Origin of the sequence: Halomonas ventosae (genome assembly GCF_004361885.1) — a bacterium.
Taxonomy (GTDB): domain Bacteria; phylum Pseudomonadota; class Gammaproteobacteria; order Pseudomonadales; family Halomonadaceae; genus Halomonas; species Halomonas ventosae_C.
In genome coordinates this window covers 80,085-100,310 of sequence record NZ_SNWH01000002.1, presented here as the reverse complement: position 1 = coordinate 100,310, position 20,226 = coordinate 80,085, and the positions used below count along the sequence as shown (strand labels likewise).

Annotated in this window: 15 protein-coding genes; 4 read left to right on the top strand and 11 right to left on the bottom strand. The window is 63.3% G+C overall.

Annotation, left to right across the window (positions count from 1 at the left end; translation table 11 throughout):
* Positions 1-63: 63 nt before the first annotated feature.
* The 4 genes from DFO68_RS02350 to brxL are packed head-to-tail and all read left to right on the top strand — an operon-like array spanning position 64 to position 9,716.
* The gene (locus tag DFO68_RS02350; RefSeq protein WP_208107342.1) at positions 64-3,594 is read left to right on the top strand and encodes an Eco57I restriction-modification methylase domain-containing protein; all 3,531 of its coding nucleotides are present in this window, start codon (positions 64-66) and stop codon (positions 3,592-3,594) included.
* Positions 3,591-5,273 carry an AIPR family protein gene (locus DFO68_RS02345; RefSeq protein WP_133481652.1) on the top strand — a complete coding sequence of 561 codons (1,683 nt, stop codon included), beginning with the start codon at positions 3,591-3,593 and terminating at the stop codon, positions 5,271-5,273. Before DFO68_RS02350 ends, DFO68_RS02345 begins: the two co-directional genes overlap by 4 nt.
* Positions 5,260-7,611 (top strand): BREX-1 system phosphatase PglZ type B, encoded by a 2,352-nt coding sequence (gene pglZ, locus DFO68_RS02340; protein ID WP_133481650.1) that lies wholly within the window; start codon positions 5,260-5,262, stop codon positions 7,609-7,611. The genes DFO68_RS02345 and pglZ overlap by 14 nt, the downstream gene beginning before the upstream one ends.
* 44 nt (positions 7,612-7,655) lie before the next feature.
* On the top strand, positions 7,656-9,716 hold the full coding sequence (gene brxL, locus DFO68_RS02335; protein WP_133481648.1) for a BREX system Lon protease-like protein BrxL: 2,061 nt from the start codon (positions 7,656-7,658) through the stop codon (positions 9,714-9,716).
* 60 nt (positions 9,717-9,776) lie between these two features.
* Here the strand turns inward: brxL and DFO68_RS02330 are convergent, their stop codons facing one another.
* From DFO68_RS02330 to DFO68_RS02280, 11 genes are all read right to left on the bottom strand, one after another.
* Positions 9,777-9,995, bottom strand: coding sequence for a hypothetical protein (locus DFO68_RS02330; RefSeq protein ID WP_243726389.1), 219 nt, complete (start codon positions 9,993-9,995; stop codon positions 9,777-9,779).
* A gap of 41 nt (positions 9,996-10,036) precedes the next feature.
* Positions 10,037-11,983 (bottom strand): nitric oxide reductase activation protein NorD, encoded by a 1,947-nt coding sequence (locus tag DFO68_RS02325; protein ID WP_133481644.1) that lies wholly within the window; start codon positions 11,981-11,983, stop codon positions 10,037-10,039.
* A gap of 163 nt (positions 11,984-12,146) precedes the next feature.
* The gene (locus tag DFO68_RS02320) at positions 12,147-12,959 is read right to left on the bottom strand and encodes a CbbQ/NirQ/NorQ/GpvN family protein (RefSeq protein WP_133481642.1); all 813 of its coding nucleotides are present in this window, start codon (positions 12,957-12,959) and stop codon (positions 12,147-12,149) included.
* 72 nt (positions 12,960-13,031) lie between these two features.
* Positions 13,032-14,387: a cbb3-type cytochrome c oxidase subunit I gene (locus DFO68_RS02315; RefSeq protein WP_133481641.1), complete on the bottom strand. Its 1,356-nt coding sequence runs from the start codon at positions 14,385-14,387 to the stop codon at positions 13,032-13,034.
* Between the two features lie 51 nt (positions 14,388-14,438).
* Positions 14,439-14,891 (bottom strand): c-type cytochrome, encoded by a 453-nt coding sequence (locus DFO68_RS02310; protein ID WP_133481639.1) that lies wholly within the window; start codon positions 14,889-14,891, stop codon positions 14,439-14,441.
* Positions 14,892-15,078: 187 nt separating this feature from the next.
* Complete coding sequence (locus tag DFO68_RS02305; protein ID WP_133481945.1) at positions 15,079-15,807, bottom strand: amino acid ABC transporter ATP-binding protein; 729 nt, start codon at positions 15,805-15,807, stop codon at positions 15,079-15,081.
* Between the two features lie 58 nt (positions 15,808-15,865).
* Positions 15,866-16,975 (bottom strand): amino acid ABC transporter permease, encoded by a 1,110-nt coding sequence (locus DFO68_RS02300; RefSeq protein WP_208107341.1) that lies wholly within the window; start codon positions 16,973-16,975, stop codon positions 15,866-15,868.
* 1 nt (position 16,976) lies between these two features.
* On the bottom strand, positions 16,977-18,155 hold the full coding sequence (locus DFO68_RS02295; protein WP_133481637.1) for an amino acid ABC transporter permease: 1,179 nt from the start codon (positions 18,153-18,155) through the stop codon (positions 16,977-16,979).
* Between the two features lie 81 nt (positions 18,156-18,236).
* The gene (locus DFO68_RS02290) at positions 18,237-19,265 is read right to left on the bottom strand and encodes an amino acid ABC transporter substrate-binding protein (protein WP_133481635.1); all 1,029 of its coding nucleotides are present in this window, start codon (positions 19,263-19,265) and stop codon (positions 18,237-18,239) included.
* Between the two features lie 128 nt (positions 19,266-19,393).
* Entirely contained in the window at positions 19,394-19,711 is a 318-nt protein-coding gene (locus tag DFO68_RS02285; protein WP_133481633.1) for a carboxymuconolactone decarboxylase family protein, read from the bottom strand.
* Between the two features lie 73 nt (positions 19,712-19,784).
* Positions 19,785-20,171: a SirB2 family protein gene (locus tag DFO68_RS02280; protein ID WP_133481940.1), complete on the bottom strand. Its 387-nt coding sequence runs from the start codon at positions 20,169-20,171 to the stop codon at positions 19,785-19,787.
* Positions 20,172-20,226: the final 55 nt, after the last annotated feature.

Here is a 20,226-nt window from a genome sequence, read left to right as displayed (position 1 = left end):
GTAATGGCCCATGCGCCATTACTGGGCCAATAATTCAAAAAATTGCACGCGAATTGCACCAGCGTGCAATTCCAGGCAAAACAACACAACACAGCACGGCACACACTCGCCGCCAAGGGACAGAGAAGACGCATCACCATGCAGCCACTCGACAAGACACTTCGCAACCGGCTCGACCGCACCGTGCGTAAGGCCCGCCCGGTGGCCGAACAGGCTGCCGAGGCTGACCTGGAGCAGCTCGGCGTTGGCGAGGAGGCCCCGCCCAGCTACCTGAGCGACGACCAGCGCGCCCTGCGCCGCCGGCTGCGCGCCCACGCCCGCAGCCTCGGCGACCCGCTCAAGGAGGGCGCCCAGGCGGTCACCCGGCTGATCGGCGAGATCGCCTACGAGCACTGGCACCGCATGCTGTTCGCCCGCTTCCTGGCCGAGAACGAGTTGCTGATGTACGACGGCGTGGCCGTCACCCTGGAGGAGTGCGAGGAGCTGGCCGAGGAGGAGGCAGAAACTGGCGAGCGAACCAGCGGCTGGGCTCTGGCCGCGCGGCTGGCCAGCACCATGCTGCCCCAGGTGTTCCGCGTCGACAGCCCGGTATTCGAGCTCACCCTGGCCGCCGAGTACCAGCGCGAGCTGGAGGAGCTCTTGGCCGGTCTGCCGGTGGAGGTCTTCCGCGCCAGCGACAGCCTGGGCTGGGTCTACCAGTTCTGGCAGACCGACAACAAGGAGCGCATCAACCGCTCCGAGGTGAAGATCGGCGCCGACGAGCTGCCCGCTGTCACCCAGCTCTTCACCGAGCCCTATATGGTCAGCTTTCTGCTGGATAACAGCCTGGGCGCCTGGTGGGCCGCCCGCCGCCTGTCGGAAACCGACCTGGTCAGCGCCGAAAGCGAGCAGGAGCTGCGCGACAAGGCCAGCCTGCCCGGCATGCCGCTGGCGTACCTGCGCTTCGTCAAGGAGGAGGAGACCGGAAACTGGACCCCCGCCGCCGGCACCTTCGACGCCTGGCCAGAAAGCCTCGCCGAGCTCAAGACCCTGGACCCCTGCTGCGGCAGCGGCCATTTCCTGGTCGCCGCCCTGCTGATGCTGGTGCCCATGCGCATGGAGCTGGAGGGCCTCAGCGCCCGCGACGCCGTGGATGCGGTACTGCGCGACAACCTGCACGGCTTGGAGATCGACCAGCGCTGCGTGGAGCTCGCCGCCTTTGCTCTGGCTCTCACCGCCTGGCGCTACCCCGATACCGGTGGCTATCGCAAGCTGCCTGAATTGCACCTGGCCTGCTCCGGCCTGCCGATCAATGCTAGAAAGGATGAATGGCTTACCCTCGCTGACAACAACACGGCTCTCAGGAGCACTCTGGAGGATCTCTATAACCAGTTCAAGAACGCCCCTTTGCTAGGCAGCCTAATTAGCCCAGAAATCAGCCTGAGAAAGGGCACACTGTTTGAGATTGACTGGGATGAAGTTGGACCACTAACAACCAAGGCTTTATCAGGCAACAATGACAACGAAAAGAATGAGCTAACTGTCATCGCACATGGCTTATCTCGTGCTGCCACGATACTTGCAGGCACATATCAATGGATAATCACGAATGTGCCTTACCTTACAAGAGGCAAGCAGTCAGAGGAACTGATGTCATTTATCGAGCAGCATTACTATGATGCACGAAAAGACTTGGCTGCAGTTATCACCGAGCGTGCCCTAAGACTTATCGAAAGCGGGACATTCTGCGCCATCGTTCCTCAAAACCTATTTCAACTTACAGGGTATACAGATTTTCGAAAGAACCTCCTCACCAAAAATACGCTAAGAACATTTGCCAGATTGGGCACGCGGGCTTTTGAAACAATATCAGGAGAAAATGTTTCGGTAGCATTAGTAACTATTGATACTACAGAACCGAAGCCAAATCACAAAATAAGTGCATTTGATCTCAGCAACGAGGATGACGCCAAAAAAAAAGACAACCTAATCTCAAAAATCGAACCCACGCAATTAAGTAATTCCCGGCAGGTATCCAACCCTGACTCTAGAGTTATTGTAAGCGACAACGACATTCAGCTCAGCATATTAAATAACTATGCTGACGGCATACATGGCTTAGGCACAAAAGACTCCCCCATGTTTATTAGAAATTTTTGGGAGTTCGGTAAAAAACAAAAAAAATGGGAGTTATTGCAGGCCTCCATTAATAGTAGCGACGACTGGTGCGGGATGGAAAGCGTAATTTATTGGCAGCAAGGTGCTGGTGAACTCCATGAGCGTGCAAAGGTAGGAAAGGCCATCCTTGCTGGGGGGGCAGCTCATAATAAGAGCGGGGTATTAATATCTCCTGTTGGAGATATGCGATGCGGAATCTACCATGGCGGCTTGTTTGATAAGAGCACAGCCGTTATCTCCCCGACAAATCAAAATTTAACTGCCAGCATTTACTGCTATACACAATCTGATGAATTTAAAAGTGAGATAAAACTCCTCGACAGCAAGGTTGCAGTTACAAATCAAACTTTAGTTAAGGTACCAGTTAACATCGATCATTGGATTAAGATCGCCGCAGAAAAATACCCCCACGGCTTGCCGCAGCCCTACACCAACGACCCCACTCAGTGGATCTTCCACGGCCACCCCTGCGGCTCGGTAATCTGGGACGAGGAGGCCAAATGGACCGCCCACGGCCCACTGCGCACCGACGATACCGTGCTGCAGGTCGCCGTGGCCCGGCTGCTGGGCTACCGCTGGCCGGCTGAGCTGGACCCGGAGATGGAGCTGGCCGAGGAGCAGCGTGAGTGGGTCAACCGCTGCGAGGCGCTGCTCGGCCATGCCGACCGCGATGGCATCGTCTGCCTGCCCGCGGTGCGCGGCGAGCGCCGCGCCGTGGATCGCCTGGAAGCGCTGCTGGCCGATGCCTATGGCGATCAGTGGTCTGCCACCACCCGCGGCAAGCTGCTGGAGAGCGTCGACCACGCCGGCAAGGACCTGGAGAGCTGGCTGCGCGACAAGTTCTTCGCCCAGCACTGCAAGCTGTTCCAGAACCGCCCCTTCATCTGGCATATCTGGGATGGACTCAAGGACGGGTTCTCGGCGCTGGTGAACTATCACAAGCTCGACTACAAGGCCCTGGAAACTCTCACCTACACCTACCTGGGCGACTGGATCACCCAGCAGAAGAAGCAGATCAATGACGGCATCGACGGCGCCGAAGCCCGCCTCGCCGCCGCCGAGGCCCTGCAGAAGAGACTGGAGCTGATCCTCGAAGGCGAAGGTCATCCAGATCAGGATCACGGCTACGATATCTTCGTGCGCTGGAAGCCATTGGAGGAACAGCCCATCGGCTGGCACCCGGACCTCAACGACGGCGTGCGCCTCAACATCCGGCCCTTCCTGTCCGTCCCCGACGTCAAGAAGAAAGGCGCCGGCGTGCTCGTCCACAAGCCCAACATCCACTGGAAGAAAGACCGCGGCAAGGACGTCGAATCCGCCCCCTGGTACCACCTAGGCCCCCAGCTTGGCGGCGCCAAGGGCGACCGGATCAACGACTACCACCTCACACTGGCGGCGAAGAAAGCAGCGCATGAACACTCAAGGAGTACGCCATGAACATTAATGCCTCGATTATCGATCAGCAACTGACGGGCGTGCAGGAAGAGATTCGTGAACGTGCTGCTGACGAGCTGAATATCCGTGATGACGGCCGTCTCCGGTCCTTGGCATTTGTTTACCTGTGCACCAGGACGATGCTGGACCTGGACCCCGAAGAGACATTCGACTGCCTGACCGAAGGTGGTGGTGATTTCGGGGTCGATGCCATGCACATCGCCGAGGAAATCGATGGTGAGTTCTTTGTCACCCTGATTCAAGGAAAGTACAAGACTAACCTGGAGGGAAACAGTAACTTCCCCGAGGAAGGGATCTCGTCGCTTATCAATGCCATCCGGCACCTATTCAACCCCTTGGCGCCCCTCAACAACATCAATGATCGTCTAAAAACCAAGGTAGAAGAGGCCAGGTCGCTGATTCGCGACGGCTATATCCCCAATGTGCGAGCCATTGCCTGTAACAATGGGTTGAAATGGAACAAGGCAGCCCAGGAGTCAATCGATCGAGCGAACTTTGGCGACCAGGTCGTCTGGGAGCATGTCAATCACGACGTGCTTATCAACATTCTCCAGCGTATAAAACCCGTTGATGAAACTCTGCGTCTTACGGGAAAAGCAATTGTAGAGGACATGAACTACAGCCGAGTCTGTGTCGGCAGGTTGCCTGTTACAGAGGTCGCCTCCATGATGCGACAGCATGGTGAGCGTCTGTTAGAACGCAATATTCGGCGCTATCTGGGGCTGCATGGCAACCGGGTCAACGAGGGCATACGCCGCACACTGAAATCGCAGAGCCCAGCAGATTTCTATTTTTTCAACAATGGCTTGACGCTGGTCTGCAATGATTTCTCCTATAACGCGCTTCAAGATAGCGACTACCAGCTCAAGGTAGAGAACCTCCAGATCGTCAATGGCGGTCAGACGTGTATGACTATTCTGAAAACCATTGATGAAATGGAGAAAGTGGGGGCTCCACTGCCCAAGGATGCCTCCGTACTGGTGCGTGTCTACAAGCTCCCCAAGGACAACGAAGACCTGGTACTACAAATCACTCATGCCACCAACAGCCAGAATCCCGTCGATCTAAAAGATCTGAGAGCCAACGATGAAAAACAGCGTCGGCTTGAAACCAGCATTGACGCCTTGGGATACACCTATCGCCGCAAGCGTATGGACCGCGCCGTCAAACCGACAGACATCACCGCCGGAGCCGCCGCCGAAGCAATTTTGGCTGTATGGCGACACGCTCCCCACCAGGCAAAGTTCCTGACACGAGAGCACTTCGGCAAACTGTATGAAACCATTTTCAGTGAAGATCTCAATGGGGCTCAAACTGTCACTGCCGTGCTCTTGTATCGTATTGCAGAAAACCACCGAAAACGGCCCGCTGAACAAGACCCCTTGCTCGTTCGCTACGGCTCGTGCTTCATCGCCATGCAGATGGGTAAGCGACTATTACAGACAATGAATGTTGAACTGGCTGGCCTTAGCCACCGAAACTTTACCCAATGCTTGGCGGTCATCGAAGCAGAAGGGGAGAACTTCTTCAACCAATCGGTTAACGACGTTGAAGAAGCGCTCAAATCCCTCTATGGCGCCCAGGAGATTTCCCTTCAGCAACTTTCTGCCACCTTCCGCCGAGGGGACTTGATCGAGCGGCTTAACAATGAAGCGCTGTAACACGGTGGACGTGCTGATCCAACTCCAAGCCGCCATCCGTAGCGCCGCCGCCTACAACCCCGATGTGCAGGCCCCTCCGGCCTGTATCCTGTGGCCGGACCGCGAGCGGCTCTGGGAGCCGGTGATCGCCCAGATCCAGGCCGAGCTGCCTGAACTGCTGGTGCTGGGCGACTATGCCCCCGAGCAGCGCCGCGGCCCGGCGATCTGGCTGCGCTGTGCCATTGCAGGAACGATAGACGACATCGAGCTGGACGAGGAGACACCGCCGATCCTCTATCTCCCTGGTGTAGGGCGGCAGGATCTGCGCGCCGTCAGCGAGTGTCCGGAAGCCTTGAAGCCGCTGGCGGAGCTCCAGTACCGCGGGGCGCTCTGGTCTCAGGTCAACGCCAAGGACTGGACGCCGCGAGCGCTCCTCTCATCACAGCAGGGTGGGCTCGGCCTTGAGATCGCCGGGGACGCTGCAACCCGCCAGGCGCTGCTGGCTGCCCTGCCCCGGTTGCTGAGGGAGTCAATCGCAGACTTGCAAGGCCGCCACCTGGATGCCGAGGCCTTCAATACCCTGCTCACCGGCGGCGACCCGGTGCGCGACCTGCTGGACTGGCTCAACCAGCCCGACGCCATGCGCTCCAGCTGGCCTGACCACGAATGGCAGGCCTTCTGCCAGGTGTGCCTCTCCCGCTACGGCGTACACCCGGAGAAGCAGAGCGTACTGGATGCGCTGGAACGCTTTACCCAGCGCCAGGGCAACTGGAAAACGGTCTGGGCGCGTTTCACCGAGGCCCCCCGCCGCTACCCACAGCTGATCGAGCAGCTTGCGCAGCTTACGCCACCGGATCTTGGGCTCTTCCCCGAGCCTGACGACATGGCCGTCTGGCCACAGCTCAACCGCCAGGAGGAGGAGCGGCTCTATCATGCGCTGTGCGCGCTGGGTCAGCTTCCAGCCCATGAGGCGAGAGAACGGCTGGGAGCCCTGGAGCAGGAACACGGTGTGCGCCGCGATTGGGTATGGGCGGAGCTGGGCGAAAGCCCCCTGGCCATGGCCTTGGCACCGCTGGCCGAGCTGGCAAGGGTGACGGCGCGCAGCCTGGCGGGTGGCCAGGCGGAAGATATGCGCCAGGCCTACCTGGACGAGGGCTGGAAGGCAGACGACGCCCTGCTCAGGGCATTGGATCAAGTGACTGGCCAGCGTGAACAAGAGGCGATCTTCACGGCAATACGCGCGATGTACCTACGCTGGGCCGACGAGGCCGCCCGCCACCTTCAGAAAGTATGGCAACCGGGTGTTGATGGCCTGAAGCGCGGTGAAGCATCGCCCCATGCCCAGCCAGGCGAGTGTGTGCTCTTCGTGGATGGCCTGCGCATGGATTGCGGCAAACGGCTATCCCAGCGCCTTGTCGACCAAGGGCTGGAGGTCGCCGAACACAGCACCTGGTCGGCACTGCCCAGCGTGACCGGCACCGGTAAGTACGCGGTCGCACCGATCCTGGGTAGCAACGCCATCCAGGAGGAGCCGGACGGCTATCAGTTCACCCCCATCACCCGCCACATCTTCCAGAAGCTGCTGCGCGACAACGGCTGGCAGGTGCTGGAACGCCGCCAGGTGGAACAGCTGCACAAGGAGACCCTGGACACTTCCCGACCGGCCTGGTGCGAGTTCGGCGATATCGATCATGCCGGCCATGAGCGCGGCTGGAAGCTGGCCCAGCACGTGGATGACATGCTGGCGGAGGTGGCAGAGCGCATCCAGGCGCTGCTGGCCCAGGGTTGGTCACAGATTCGCATAGTCACCGATCACGGCTGGCTGTTGCTGCCGGGCGAGCTGCCCAAGACCGAGCTGCCGGCGAGCCTGGCGGAAACCAAGTGGGGGCGCTGTGCCGCGCTCAAGCCGGGAGCCCATACAGACGCAGCGCGCTTCCCCTGGTACTGGAACGAACAGGTACACTTCGCCCTGGCGGAGAGCATTCACTGCTTCAAGGCGGGCGAGACCTACACCCATGGTGGCCTCAGCCTGCAAGAGTGCGTCACACCGGAACTGGTGGTGACCGGCAGCGCCGGCGCCAAGCCCTCGGTGCTGATCGATGACCTGGTGTGGAAAGGGCTGCGCTGTACCCTTGTAGTGGAAGGCGACAGCGACGGGCTGACGCTGGATGTTCGCCGTCATGCCGGTGACCCGACCAGCAGCCTGGTGCTCTCGCCCAAGCCATTCAAGGCCGGTGGCAAGGCCTCGGTGGTGGTCGAGGACGACGACCTCGAAGGAGAGACCGCCTACGCCGTGGTGCTGGACGACGGTGGCCAGGTGATCGCCCAGCGCTCCACCACCATCGGCGGCAGTGAATAGCCTTTGATAACAGACGCCCTTGAGAACAGACATACGGAGACGTCATGGAACTCGATGAACTGGATCGCAAGGCGGCTGAGCTGCTGGATGGGTACCTGGTGCGCAAGGACCTGGTGCGCACCTTCGCTCGGCAGTTTCCGGTTCCCACCTACGTGGTGGAGTTCCTGCTCGGCCGCTACTGTGCCAGCACCGATCCGGACGAGATCGAGGAGGGCCTGGAGGTGGTGCAGCGGCAGCTCAAGTCGCGCACCATCAAGGCCGGCGAGGAGGAGCTGTTCAAGGCCCGCGCCCGCGAGAAGGGCGAAATCAAGATCATCGATCTGATCCAGGCCCGCCTGGACACCAAGAACGACACCTACATGGCCAGCCTGCCCAGCCTGCGCCTGACCGACGTGCGGATCCCGGATGACCTGGTCAGCGAGCACGAGCGCATGCTGACCGGCGGCTTCTACGCCGAGCTGACCCTGGAATATGACGCCAGCATCGCCCAGGAACAGGGCGGGCGCCCCTTCGGCATCCGCGCCCTGCGCGAGATTCAGCTCTCCAAGCGCGACGTGCTCGACGAGCTGGCCGCTGCCCGCCGTCATTTCACCACCGAAGAGTGGAAGGCCTTCCTGCTGCGCTCCACCGGCATCGAGCCAGCAGGCCTCAGCGAGCGCCAGAAGGACGCCCTGCTGCTGCGCATGGTGCCCTTCGTGGAGCGCAACTTTAACGTCGTCGAGCTGGGGCCACGCGGCACCGGCAAGAGTCACCTGTTCCAGCAGGTCTCGCCCTATGCCCACCTGATCTCCGGCGGCAAGGCCACCGTGGCCAAGATGTTCGTCAACAACGCCAACGGCCAGCGCGGCCTGGTGTGCCAGTACGACGTGGTCTGCTTCGACGAGGTTTCCGGCATCTCGTTCGACAACAAGGACGGCGTCAACATCATGAAGGGCTACATGGAGAGCGGCGAGTTCTCCCGCGGTAAGGAGAGCATCCGCGCCGATGGCTCCATCGTGCTGGTGGGCAACTTCGACGTGGATGTGGAACACCAGCAGCGCATCGGCCACCTGTTCGGCCCACTGCCGGAGGAGATGCGCCACGATACCGCCTTCATGGATCGCATCCACGCCTTCCTGCCCGGCTGGGATGTGCCCAAGGTCAGCAAGGAGCTGCTCACCGACCACTTCGGCCTGGTCAGCGACTTCCTCTCGGAGTGCTGGAGCCAGCTGCGCAGCCAGAGCCGCGTCTCGCAGTGGCAAGGGCGGGTCTTCTTCGGCGGCGCCCTCTCCGGCCGCGACACCAACACCGTCAACAAGACCGCCAGCGGCCTGCTCAAGCTGCTCTATCCCGGCGATGACCTATCACCCAGCGACGATGACCTGGAGTGGGCCATCCATATCGCCATGGAGGCGCGCCGACGGGTCAAGGAGCAGCAGAAGCGCATCGGTGCCGCCGAGTTCCGCAACACCCACTTCAGCTACACCATGGGCGAGGATGGCGTGGAGACGTTTGTCGCCACCCCAGAGCTGCAGAGCGACAACAGCATCGGCAGCGATCCACTGGAGCCCGGCCAGGTATGGAGCATCAGCCCCGGTGGCCAGGCCAGCAACGGCCAGGAGGAGCATCCGGGCCTGTACCGCATCGAGGTCAACGAGGGCCCGGGCACCGGCGTGAAGATCCTCAACAAGCCGGTGCCCTCCGCCTTCAAGGAAAGCATCGGCTACGCCGAACAGAACCTTTACACCCGCGCCGGCCAGCTGGTCGGCGACAAGGAACCCCGACAGCATGAGTTCACCGTGCAACTGCGCGCCTTCGATGCCGCCAAGGCCGGCACCAAGTTGGGAGTCGCGGCGCTGATCGCCATGAGTTCGGCATTGCTCAAGCGCAGCCTGCGCGGGGGGCTGATCGTGGTCGGCGAGATCAACCTGGGCGGCTCCATCGAACCCATCCACAACCCGGTCACCCTGGTGGAAATTGCCGTGGAGAAAGGCGCCACCGCGATCCTGATGCCTGTGACCTGCCGCAAGCTGCTGTTCGATCTCTCCGACGAGATGGCCACCAAGGTCGACATCCAGTTCTACCTGGCTGCCCGGGACGCGCTGCTCAAATCGATCGGAGATTAGACTCGGGAATACCAAAGTTATCATCGTACCAAGCTGGAGATTTCTGCCCGTGCCACAGCGTCAAGCCTTGCGATTTGAACCTGGCGGCTCGCTCGCCCGAGCCCAGCTTTCCAGGGCACGCCCCAGGCGCATGAGAGCGTAGACGACGAAGGGCACGGCGAGCATCAGCGCCACGCCCCAGTCGCGGTTGTTGATCAACCACACCAGCGGCAGCACCAGCGCCACGGCGGCCAGGCACCAGGCCGCCACGGCGAGGATGAGTCGGGTTTGTGTGGTCATGGCGGAACTCCTCATGGATCGGGGTCTCGACGGTCGCTGGTTCAGCTGGCGATGATCTGGCGATAGATGCCCGGCAGTGCCAGGGAGAGGTGCTCGGGACGCTGCACGATGGCGTAGCCGCCGCGGCCGAAGAGATGCGGGATATAGCGCCCTGCCTCGCGGTCGATGGTCACCCCGAACACCCGTATCTCTTGGCGGCGCGCCTCGAGCACCGCCTTGCGGGTGTCCTCGATGCCGTAGCGCCCCTCGTAGTAGTCGTTGTCGTTGGGCTTGCCGTCGGTCAGCAGCAGCAGCAGACGATGGCGATTGGGTCGCTCGGCCAGCTGCCCGGTCAGGTGGCGGATCGCCGGCCCCATGCGGGTATAGCTGCCCGGCTTGAGCGCGGCGATACGCCGCGCAACCCGCTCGCCCATGGGTTCGTCGAAGGCCTTGAGGGTCTTGACCCACACCTTGTGGCGGCGCTGGGAGGTGAAGCTGTGGATCGAATAATCATCGCCGCAGCCGGCCAGGCCATGGCCCAGCACTAGCAGCGCCTCCTTGGCCACGTCCAGCACTCGGCGATCCTGCAGCCAGGCCTCGGTGGAGAGCGAGACGTCCACCAGGATCGATACCACCAGGTCGCGGGCCTGGGTGCGGGTGTCCACGTAGAGCCGGTCGCTGGATTCGCCCGTGGCGGCCAGGTCGCAGCGAGCGCGGATCACCGCGTCCATGTCCAGCTCACTGCCGTCCAGCTGGCCACGCAGGAGCTCGCGCCGCGGTCGCAGGGCCTCGAACTCGCGGCGCACCCGGCGGATGCGCCGACGTGTCGCCTCGTCGGGGGTCCAGTTTTCTCCCTCCTCGCTCTGCACGTCGCTGAGCACCACGCAGTGATCGGGCAGGTAGGCCTGCTTGCGGTGATTCCACTCGGGATAGGTATGGCGCCCCGTCAGCCGACCACCAGCGACCTCATCCGGGGCCAGGTCGAGGTCGAGCTTTAGTCGGGTGGCTGCCTTCTTGCGGTTGGGCGTCAGCACGATCTCGTCGATCTGGTCGGCGGCCTTCTTGGCCTCTTCCTCTTCATCGTCGTCCACGAGGCGGTTGAGGTTCACCATCTCGGCCCAGGAGAGCATCTTCTCCAGGTTGTTGAGCATCAGCGGGTCGTCGCGGTCGGCCTGGTCCTGCTCGCGGCGGTCGGCCTTGCGCTTGCCCTGGTCATCCTCGGGGGAGTCACCGGCAGCCGCCATGTCGTCATCGTCGTCGACGGTGGCTTCGCGGGCGCCGTCGCGGGTGCCCAGGGTCACGGCCTGGCCCCACAGCGGCACCGGCAATGGCGGGCGGTAGCCGCGCGGGGCATAGAACTCCTCCAGCGGGAAGTCCGACTCGCGGATGGCGCGCTGCATGGCCGCTGCCCAGGCGTCTTCTGGATCGGGGGCACCCAGCTCGGCGCAGAGTACCGCCTCCAGGGCCGCCTCCCTGGGCGGCAGGCGCTTGCGCTGCGGGCGAATGGCGAGCAACTCGCCGCACAGGCGTACATAGCGATCCGTCAGTCCCGGGAAGCGGGCCAGGGCGGCCCGTGCGGTGCGGCGTGCCTCGCGCAGGCGCGCCAGATCGGCCTGCAGCGGGTCCGCGGGAAGCGTCACCGGCCGGGCCTCGGCCAGGAAGGCGGTGAGCCACAGGTAGAGGTCGCGGTTGAGGGCGGCCTCGGGGAAGAGCGCCAGGCGCGGCGGCAGCAGCAGGTGCTCCTCGTCGCGGCGAGCCTGGTCGAGGTCCTCCTCGTCGAGGCCCAGGCGCTGGCGCAGGCTCAGCCGGTGGGCGGAACCACGCCGGGCGATGGCGGCCACCTCGAGGCCGGCCTCGCCGCCGCCGGCACGAAAGAAGACGCCGAGCATGGGGCGCAGGCTCTCGAGGGTCACCGCCGCCTCGGGGTGGTCGGGGTAGCTCGCCGCGCCGGAGGCCCAGCGGTGCCAGAAGCGGCCGACGGTCTCCTCGACCTCAAGAAAGTCCAGCATATTCAAGCTCCCGGGTATCGAAAGGGGCTAATTCGGGTACAAGCCTGCGAGGAGGCGCTGTGAATACCTCCCTGTACGCTACCGACGCCATCCATGGCGTAGGACCTCCTCTTCGGCTTGTCCCCGATGCCCCCTTTCTCCCTCTGTTCCATGTGATACCTGATTAACCGAAGGTGGCGTGAATGGCTTCCATCAGCCCCTCCTGGACGTCGGCATCGTCGGAGAGCGGCTCCACCAGGGTGGCGCGGGCGGCATCGAGGATCGGCATGCCGGTGCCGATCAGGGTCGCGCAGTAGACCAGCAGGCGGGTGGAGACGCCCTCCTCCAGATCCTGGCCCTTCATGGCGCGCAGGCTGGCCGCCAGGTTGACCAGCGCCGCGCAGCGCTCCGGCGCGAGGCCGCTCTCGCGGGCGACGATGTCACGCTCCACCGCCGGCGGCGGGAAGTCGAAGGACATCGCCACGAAGCGCTGGCGGGTGCTGGGTTTCAGGGACTTGAGGATGTGCTGGTAGCCGGGGTTATAGGAGACCACCAGCATGAAGTCGTCGGGGGCCTCGAGCAGCTCGCCGGTGCGCTCCAGCGGCAGCATTCGCCGGTCGTCGGTGAGCGGGTGCAGCACCACGGTGACGTCCTTGCGCGCCTCCACCACCTCGTCGAGGTAACAGATGCCGCCCTCGCGCACCGCACGGGTCAGCGGGCCGTCGACCCAGCGCGTCTCGCCGCCCTGCAGCAGGTAGCGCCCGGTGAGGTCGGCGGCGGTCAGGTCATCGTGACAGGAGACGGTGAACAGCGGCTTGCCGAGCTTCGCCGCCATATGACTGACGAAGCGGGTCTTGCCGCAGCCGGTCGGTCCCTTGAGTAGCAGCGGCAGGCGCTGCTGGAACGCCTGCTCGAACATCGCGCACTCGTTGCCCACGCTCTGGTAATAGGGAATCTCTTGCTCGCTGGCGTTGGCGGCCACGGAAGAAAGGGGCATGAAGATCACTCCTGTCAGGGTAATTTACGAAGAACCGAACGAAAGAGGGCCCCGAGCGGGGCCCTCGGGTGATCAGGCGCGCTCAGGGCCTGCGGTCAGCTGGGTGCCACCAGCCGGCACCTGCTCGCGGGCCGGACCGAAGAAGGCGTAGAGCAGCATGATCGCCCCCACGGCCACCGCGACACCGGCGCCCAGGCGCATCATGTAGAAGAGTCCGAGCTGGTCCTGCACCTCCATGTAGTTCATGCCCAGCACGCGCTGCAGATGGGTCTGGACGACACCGGCGAAGGTCAGCGTGAAGGTCATGAAGGCCATGGCGCTAGTCATGATCCAGAAGCCCCACATGTTCAGCACCTGGTTGTAGGGCTGAACGCGGCGCAGCTGCGGCATGGCGAAGGTGATCACGCCGAGGATCAGCATCACGTAGGCCCCATAGAAGGCCAGGTGGCCGTGGGCGGCCGTGACCTGGGTGCCATGGCTGTAGTAGTTGATCCAGCTCAGGGTATGCATGAAGCCCCACACGCCGGCGCCGAAGAAGGCCATGGCCGGACATCCCAGGCTCCACAGCATGGCGGCCTTGTTGGGATGGTTGCGGCTGCCCTTCCAGAACATGGTGAAGGCGAACACCACCATGACGAAGAAGGGGACTACCTCCAGGGCGGAGAAGATGCTACCGATGGGCTGCCAGTAGCCCGGTGCGCCGATCCAGTAGTAATGGTGGCCGGTGCCCAGCAGGCCTGAGAACAGCGACAGGCCGACGATGATGTAGAGCCACTTCTCGATCACCTCGCGGTCGACGCCGGTCATCTTGATCAACAGGTAGCCGAGCAGCGAGGCCATGATCAACTCCCACACGCCCTCGACCCAGAGGTGAACCACCCACCACCAGTAGAGCTTGTCCACCGCCAGATTGGAGGGGTTGTAGAAGGCGAACAGCCAGAACACCGCGGCCAGCCACAGGCCCAGCATCAGCACCATGTTGATGGCAGTCTTGCGGCCCTTGAGCAGGGTCATGCTGGTGTTGAACAAGAACATCAGGAAGGAGATGGTGATCAGCAGCTTGACCCAGAACGGCTGCTCCAGGAACTCGCGTCCCTCGTGGATCCCGAACTGATAGCCGACCAGCGCCGCGGCGCCGGCGAAGGCAAACAGCGCCAACTGGATATAAGCGATGGTGGGGCTGTGGATCTCCTGCTCGGCCTCTTCCGGCATCAGGTAGTAGGTGCAGCCCATGAAGCCAATCAGCAGCCAGACGATCAGCAGGTTGGTGTGGCTGACCCGCATGATGTTGAAGGGCATGATCTCGGCCATGAAATTTGGCCAGACATAGACGGAGGCAGCCAGCAGCCCGAAGACGATCTGCAACGCGAACAGCGCCATGGCCACCATGAAGAAGGGCAGGGCCACCTTCTGGGTTTCGTATTTCATCGGTGTCGTTCTCCTTGATTGATCCGCGGTCCGGCGGTCCAGCGAGCCGGCTCAGCCGGCGGAATTCGGCGGCCAGCCCTGGGCGTCGATGCCGTCGGTCCACTCCAGGAAGTCGATCAGCGATTGCATCTCCTCCTCGCTGAGGTCGAAGGCCGGCATCTGGCGGCGCCCTTGGGCGCCCAGCGGCTGGGCGCGGATCCACGCGGCAAGCCCCGCGCGGGCCGCCTCCGGGTTCTTGTGCCCGCCGTAGCGTTCCCAGACATTGCCCAGCTCCGGCGCGAAGTAGGCGCCCTCGCCCATGATGGTGTGGCAGTTGATGCACATGTTCTTTTCCCACACTTCCTTGCCGTGCTTGACGGACTCGGTGAGCCCTGCGCTGTCGGTGGATGTGTGGACCATGTACCAGTGACTGTGCGCCGTCAGTGCGGCAAACAGCAGAAAGAAGAACAGCGACCCGCCGTAGAAGATGTTGCGGGCCGCCGACTTGGTGAGACCATCGGCCATGGACCATACCCCCTTGCTCGTATGGCAGGGCCACCACCCTCACGGCAAGCGGCCCTGCGCCCCTTTAAGATGTATCATGGATACATGTTAAGCCTAGCAGCAGAACAGGGGATGGAACTTTGACATCGGTCAATGTCCGGGGAAGGAAGGCAGGCGATAGCCGAATCGGCCATCGCCTGCAAGGGGCTCAGTGGCCGAGGATCTGGCTCAGGAACAGCTGCGTGCGCTCGGATTCGGGATGATTGAAGAATGTCTCGGGCGGGGCCTGCTCGATGATCTGCCCCTGGTCCATGAAGATGACTCGGTCGGCCACGGTCTTGGCGAAGCCCATCTCGTGGGTCACGCAGAGCATGGTCATGCCGTCGCGGGCCAGCTCGACCATGACATCGAGTACCTCCTTGATCATCTCGGGGTCCAGCGCCGAGGTCGGCTCATCGAACAGCATCACCTCCGGCTGCATGCACAGCGCCCGGGCGATGGCCACCCGCTGCTGCTGGCCGCCGGAGAGCTGCCCCGGGTACTTCAGGGCCTGGTCGGCGATCTGTACCCGTTCGAGGATCTCCCTGGCCGTGCGCTCGGCCTCGGCGCGCGGCTTCTTCTGCACCCAGGTCTGGGAGATGCAGCAGTTGTCCAGCACGCTCAGATGGGGAAAGAGGTTGAAGTGCTGGAACACCATGCCGACGTTGCGGCGGATCTGCTCGATGCGCTTGACGTCGCGGGTCATGGTCATGCCATTGACCACGATGCGTCCCTCCTGGTGCTCCTCGAGGTGGTTGATGCAACGGATCAGTGTCGACTTGCCCGAACCCGAGGGGCCACAGATAACGATGCGTTCGCCGCGCGCGACGGTCAGGTCGATGTCGCGCAGCACGTGGAAGTCGCCGTACCACTTGTTGAGCCCGGCGATCTCGATCATGGGCGAGTCGGCCCGGGCGGCGGTTGCCTGGTTCATGAGAAGATCCCGTTCGTGGTTGTCAGTTGCGGTGACCGGTGTGCAGGCGCCGCTCGATGTGCTGGCTGTAGCGCGACATGCTGAAGCAGAACACCCAGAACACCAGCGCGGCGAAGACATAGCCCTCGGTAGCAAACCCCAGCCAGTCGCTGTCGGTCAGCCCCGAGCGAATGATCGCCAGCAGGTCGAAGAGCCCGATGATCAGCACCAGCGAGGTGTCCTTGAACAGCGCAATGAAGGTATTGACGATGCCGGGGATGACCAGCTTGAGCGCCTGGGGCAGCACGATCAGCCCCATGCGTTGCCAATAGCCCATGCCCATCGCCTTGGCCGCCTCTTCCTGCCCGCTGGGGATGGCCTGCAACCCGCCGCGCACGACTTCCGCCATGTAGGCGCTCCAGAAGAACATGATGCCCACCAGGGCACGCAGCAGCTTGTCGAACTCGACCTGAGAAGGCACGAACAGCGGCAGCATCACCGAGGCCATGAACAGCACGGTGATCAGCGGCACGCCGCGCCAGAACTCGATGAACACCACACAGAAGCCGCGCACCAGCGGCATCTGCGAACGCCGCCCCAGCGCCAGCACGATACCGATGGGCAGCGAACCGACGATGCCCACCGTGGCGATGGTCAGGGTCAGCATCACCCCGCCCCAGTTGCCGGTTGGCACTTGTTCCAGGCCAAACACACCCCCTACCAGCAGGAAGAAGGCGATGACGGGAAAGGCGACCATGGCGAACAGACCCACCCAGCGCTTGGCGGGCAGGCGCGGGATGGCCAGCCAGGCGATCAGGATCGCCAGCGCGGCGAAGACCAGGTCCACCCGCCAGCGCTCGGCACCCGGGTAGAAGCCGTAGACAATCGACTCGAAGCGCGCGCTGATGAATACCCAGCAGGCTCCCTCGCCACTGCACGCCTCGCGGGAGTTGCCGAGCCAGTCGGCCTGGAACACCGCCCACTGCAAGACGGGCCAGAGCACCATGGCCAGCAGCGCCACGGTCACCAGGGTCACCGCTCCGTTGAGCAGGGTATTGAAGAGGTTGGCTTGCAGCCAGCCGAGCAGGCCACGGCGCAGGTCGGGCGGCCGGCGCTCGGCGACCATCTCGGTCACGGTCGTGGTATCCACCATCTCAGCGCTCCTTGAGCAGCGTGCGCGCGTTGTAGAGGTTCATCAGCGCGGACACTATCAGGTTGATCAGCAGGTAGACGGCCATGGTCATGGCGACGATCTCGATGGCCTGACCCGTCACGTTCAGCGCCGTGCCGGAGAACACCGCCACCAGGTCCGGATAGCCGATCGCCGTGGCCAGCGAGGAGTTCTTGATCAGGTTGAGGTGCTGGCTGGTCAGCTGCGGCACGATCACCCGCATCGCCTGGGGAATCACCACCTTGCGCAGGATGATCCCACCGGGCAGGCTCAGCGCCTGGGCCGCTTCCACCTGCCCCTGGGGCACCGACTGGATGCCCGAGCGCACGATCTCGGCGATGAAGGAGGCGGTGTAGATGGAGAGCGCCAGCCACAGGGCGATCAGCTCGGGGAGCACCGTCACGCCACCCTGGAAGTTGAAGCCCTTGAACGCCGGGAGGGACCACTCCAGCGGCATGCCGGTGACGACGAAGACCACCGACGGCAGGCCGATCAACAGCAGGGCGCCCAGCTTGAACACCGGTAGCGGCCGGCCGGTCTTCGCCTGGCGTTGCTTGGCGTGACGCGCCAGCCACCAGGTGGCGATCACCGCGACCAGCAGTGCCCAGGGGGTGGCGGCGAATCCGGCCAGCGGCTGGGGGTCGGGCAGCACCAGGCCGCGCACGTTGAGGAAGATCACCTCGAACAGCGAATGACTGTTCTGTGGGCTGGGCAGGGCCTGCAGCACGGCGAAGTACCAGAACAGGATCTGCACCAGCAGCGGGATGTTGCGGAAGATCTCCACATAGGCGGTGGCCAGCCGGGCCAGCAGCCAATTGGGCGACAGTCGGGCGATGCCCACGGCGAAGCCGATCAGGGTCGCCGCCACGATGCCCATGGCGGAGACCAGCAGGGTATTGAGCAGCCCCACCACGAAGGTGCGGGCATAGGTGCTGTCGCCGGAATAGTCGATCAGGGTCTGGGGGATGGAGAAGCCGGCCCGGTCCTGGAGGAAGCCGAAGCCGGTGGAGATGCCCCGGGCCTCGAGGTTGGCCATGGTGTTCGACACCACCATGGCGATGAACGCCCCCAGCGCCAGCAGCAGGATGCCCTGCACCAGCAGGGCGCGGAAGGTGGGGTCACGCCATAGCGGCCCCCGCTCCCGTGAGGAAGAACGCAGCATATCGAGCCTCGCAGACGTACCCGAAACGGCACCACGCATGTTGCCATGCGTGGTGCCCGGTCATTGGACGATCAGGGTGGGTCAGCGGACCGGCGGTGCGTAGAGGATGCCGCCCTCGTTCCACAGCGCATTCACGCCGCGGCTGATCTGCATGGGGGAGTCCTCGCCCACGGTGCTGGCGAATACCTCGCCGTAGTTGCCGACGTGGGCGATCAGCTGATAGGCCCAGTCGTTCGCGAGCCCCAGCTGCTCGCCATAATCGCCATCCACGCCCAGCAGGCGCGCCACCTGGGGATTGGGCGGGTCGGCCTTCATCTCGTCGACGTTGTCGCTGTTCACCCCGAGCTCCTCGGCATTGACCATGGCAAAGACCGACCACTTGACGATGTCCAGCCACTGGTCATCGCCCTGGCGGACCACGGGCCCGAGCGGCTCCTTGGAGATCAGCGTCTCGAGGATCTCGACGCTGCCCGGCTCCGGCAGCTGCAGGCGCAGAGCGCTGAGCTGGGAGGTGTCGGAGGTCAGGATGTCACAGCGGCCGCTGGCGAAGCCCTGGGCGGTCTGGTCGGGGGTGTCGAAGGTGACCGTCTGGATATCGATGCCGCGGGAGGGAAAGTAGTCGGCCAGGTTGAGCTCGTGGGTGGTGCCGGACTGGATGCAGATCGAGGCGCCGTCGAACTGCTCAGGCCCCTCAATACCCAGGTCCTTGGCCACCATGAAGCCCTGACCGTCGTAGAAGGTGGTGGCGGTGAAGTTCAGACCCAGCGAGTTATCTCGAGTCGCCGTCCAGGTGGTATTGCGCGAGAGGACGTCGATCTCGCCGGATTGCAGGGCGGTGAAGCGTTCCTTGGCGGTCAGCGGCGTGAAGGAGACCGCCTCGGGGTCATCGAAGATGGCGGCGGCGATGCCGCGGCAGGTCTCCACGTCCAGCCCCTGCCAGGTCCCATCCTGATCGGGCGAGGAGAAGCCGGAGAGGCCGACGTTGACGCCACAGCGCAGCTCGCCCCGCTCCTTCACCTCGTCCAGGGTGGCCGCCGAGGCAGAGGAGATCATACCGACGCAGAGAGCAGCGGCAGAAAGGGATAGCAGTGTCTTGTTGTTGTACCGCATGAAAAGACTCCAGATTCTGTTAGGTCGAGTAGTGCTGATGCAGCAGCCTCGAAACTAACAGACCCGGGAGCCTCGTCGCCAACCGGCGATTAAACGCTTGTCCCAGCCGCTCCCGGGCCTACCGGGGGTCAGGACTCGGTGATGTCCTCGATCCAGGTCAACGCCGCGACGCCGCTGGGCAGGCCCAGGGTGGGAATGGCCAGCATGGCTACCTGCTTGAGCGCCGCGGCGGACTCGCCCTCCTCCAGGCCACGCCGTACATGGGAGTGCACGGCACCCTCGGAACGCGCGCCCACCGCCAGCGCCAGCTTGACCAGGCGCCGCGTGCGCGCGTCCAGCGGGCCGGACTCGGCACAGGCCCGGCCCAACTCAGCGTAGGCTTCCCAGATCTCGGGATACTGCTCGGCTACCTGGCCGGCGCCGGCGGGAAGTTCCTGTTTCGACATGAGATCGTCCTTCTGAACAAGAGTGGCCGGGACAGTATAGGCCAGCCATGGTCCAGCACGCTCATCCCTTGCGTCAGGCCAGCCAGGAAAGCGCGCTATGACGGATCGCCGCGCCCAGCATGTAGGCGAAGGTGAGTACCGCCGCCAGGGCGGCAATGGCTCTTGCCCGCGGTGTCCGGCCGCGCTTGATCGCCACCGTGCCCAGGCCGATGTAGGCCAGCAGGGCGATCAGCTTGGCGGCCAGCCAGGGATGCTGGTGGGGCCATAGCGAGAGCATCACCATCAGTGTCACGCCCAGCGCCAGCAAGGTGCTATCGATGAGGTGGGGCAGCACCTTCACCCAGCGACGCTGCAGCAGGGGGATCTCCCGCACCGACCACCAGGCCCGGAGCATGAAGAACAGGATGCTCAGGCTGGCCGCCGTGACATGCAGCTGCTTGATCAGGACATAGTGTTCCAGCAAGTCTGCCTCCTTGCGTCGGGTAACGGCGGAATCATCGGTGCGAGGCGCGACG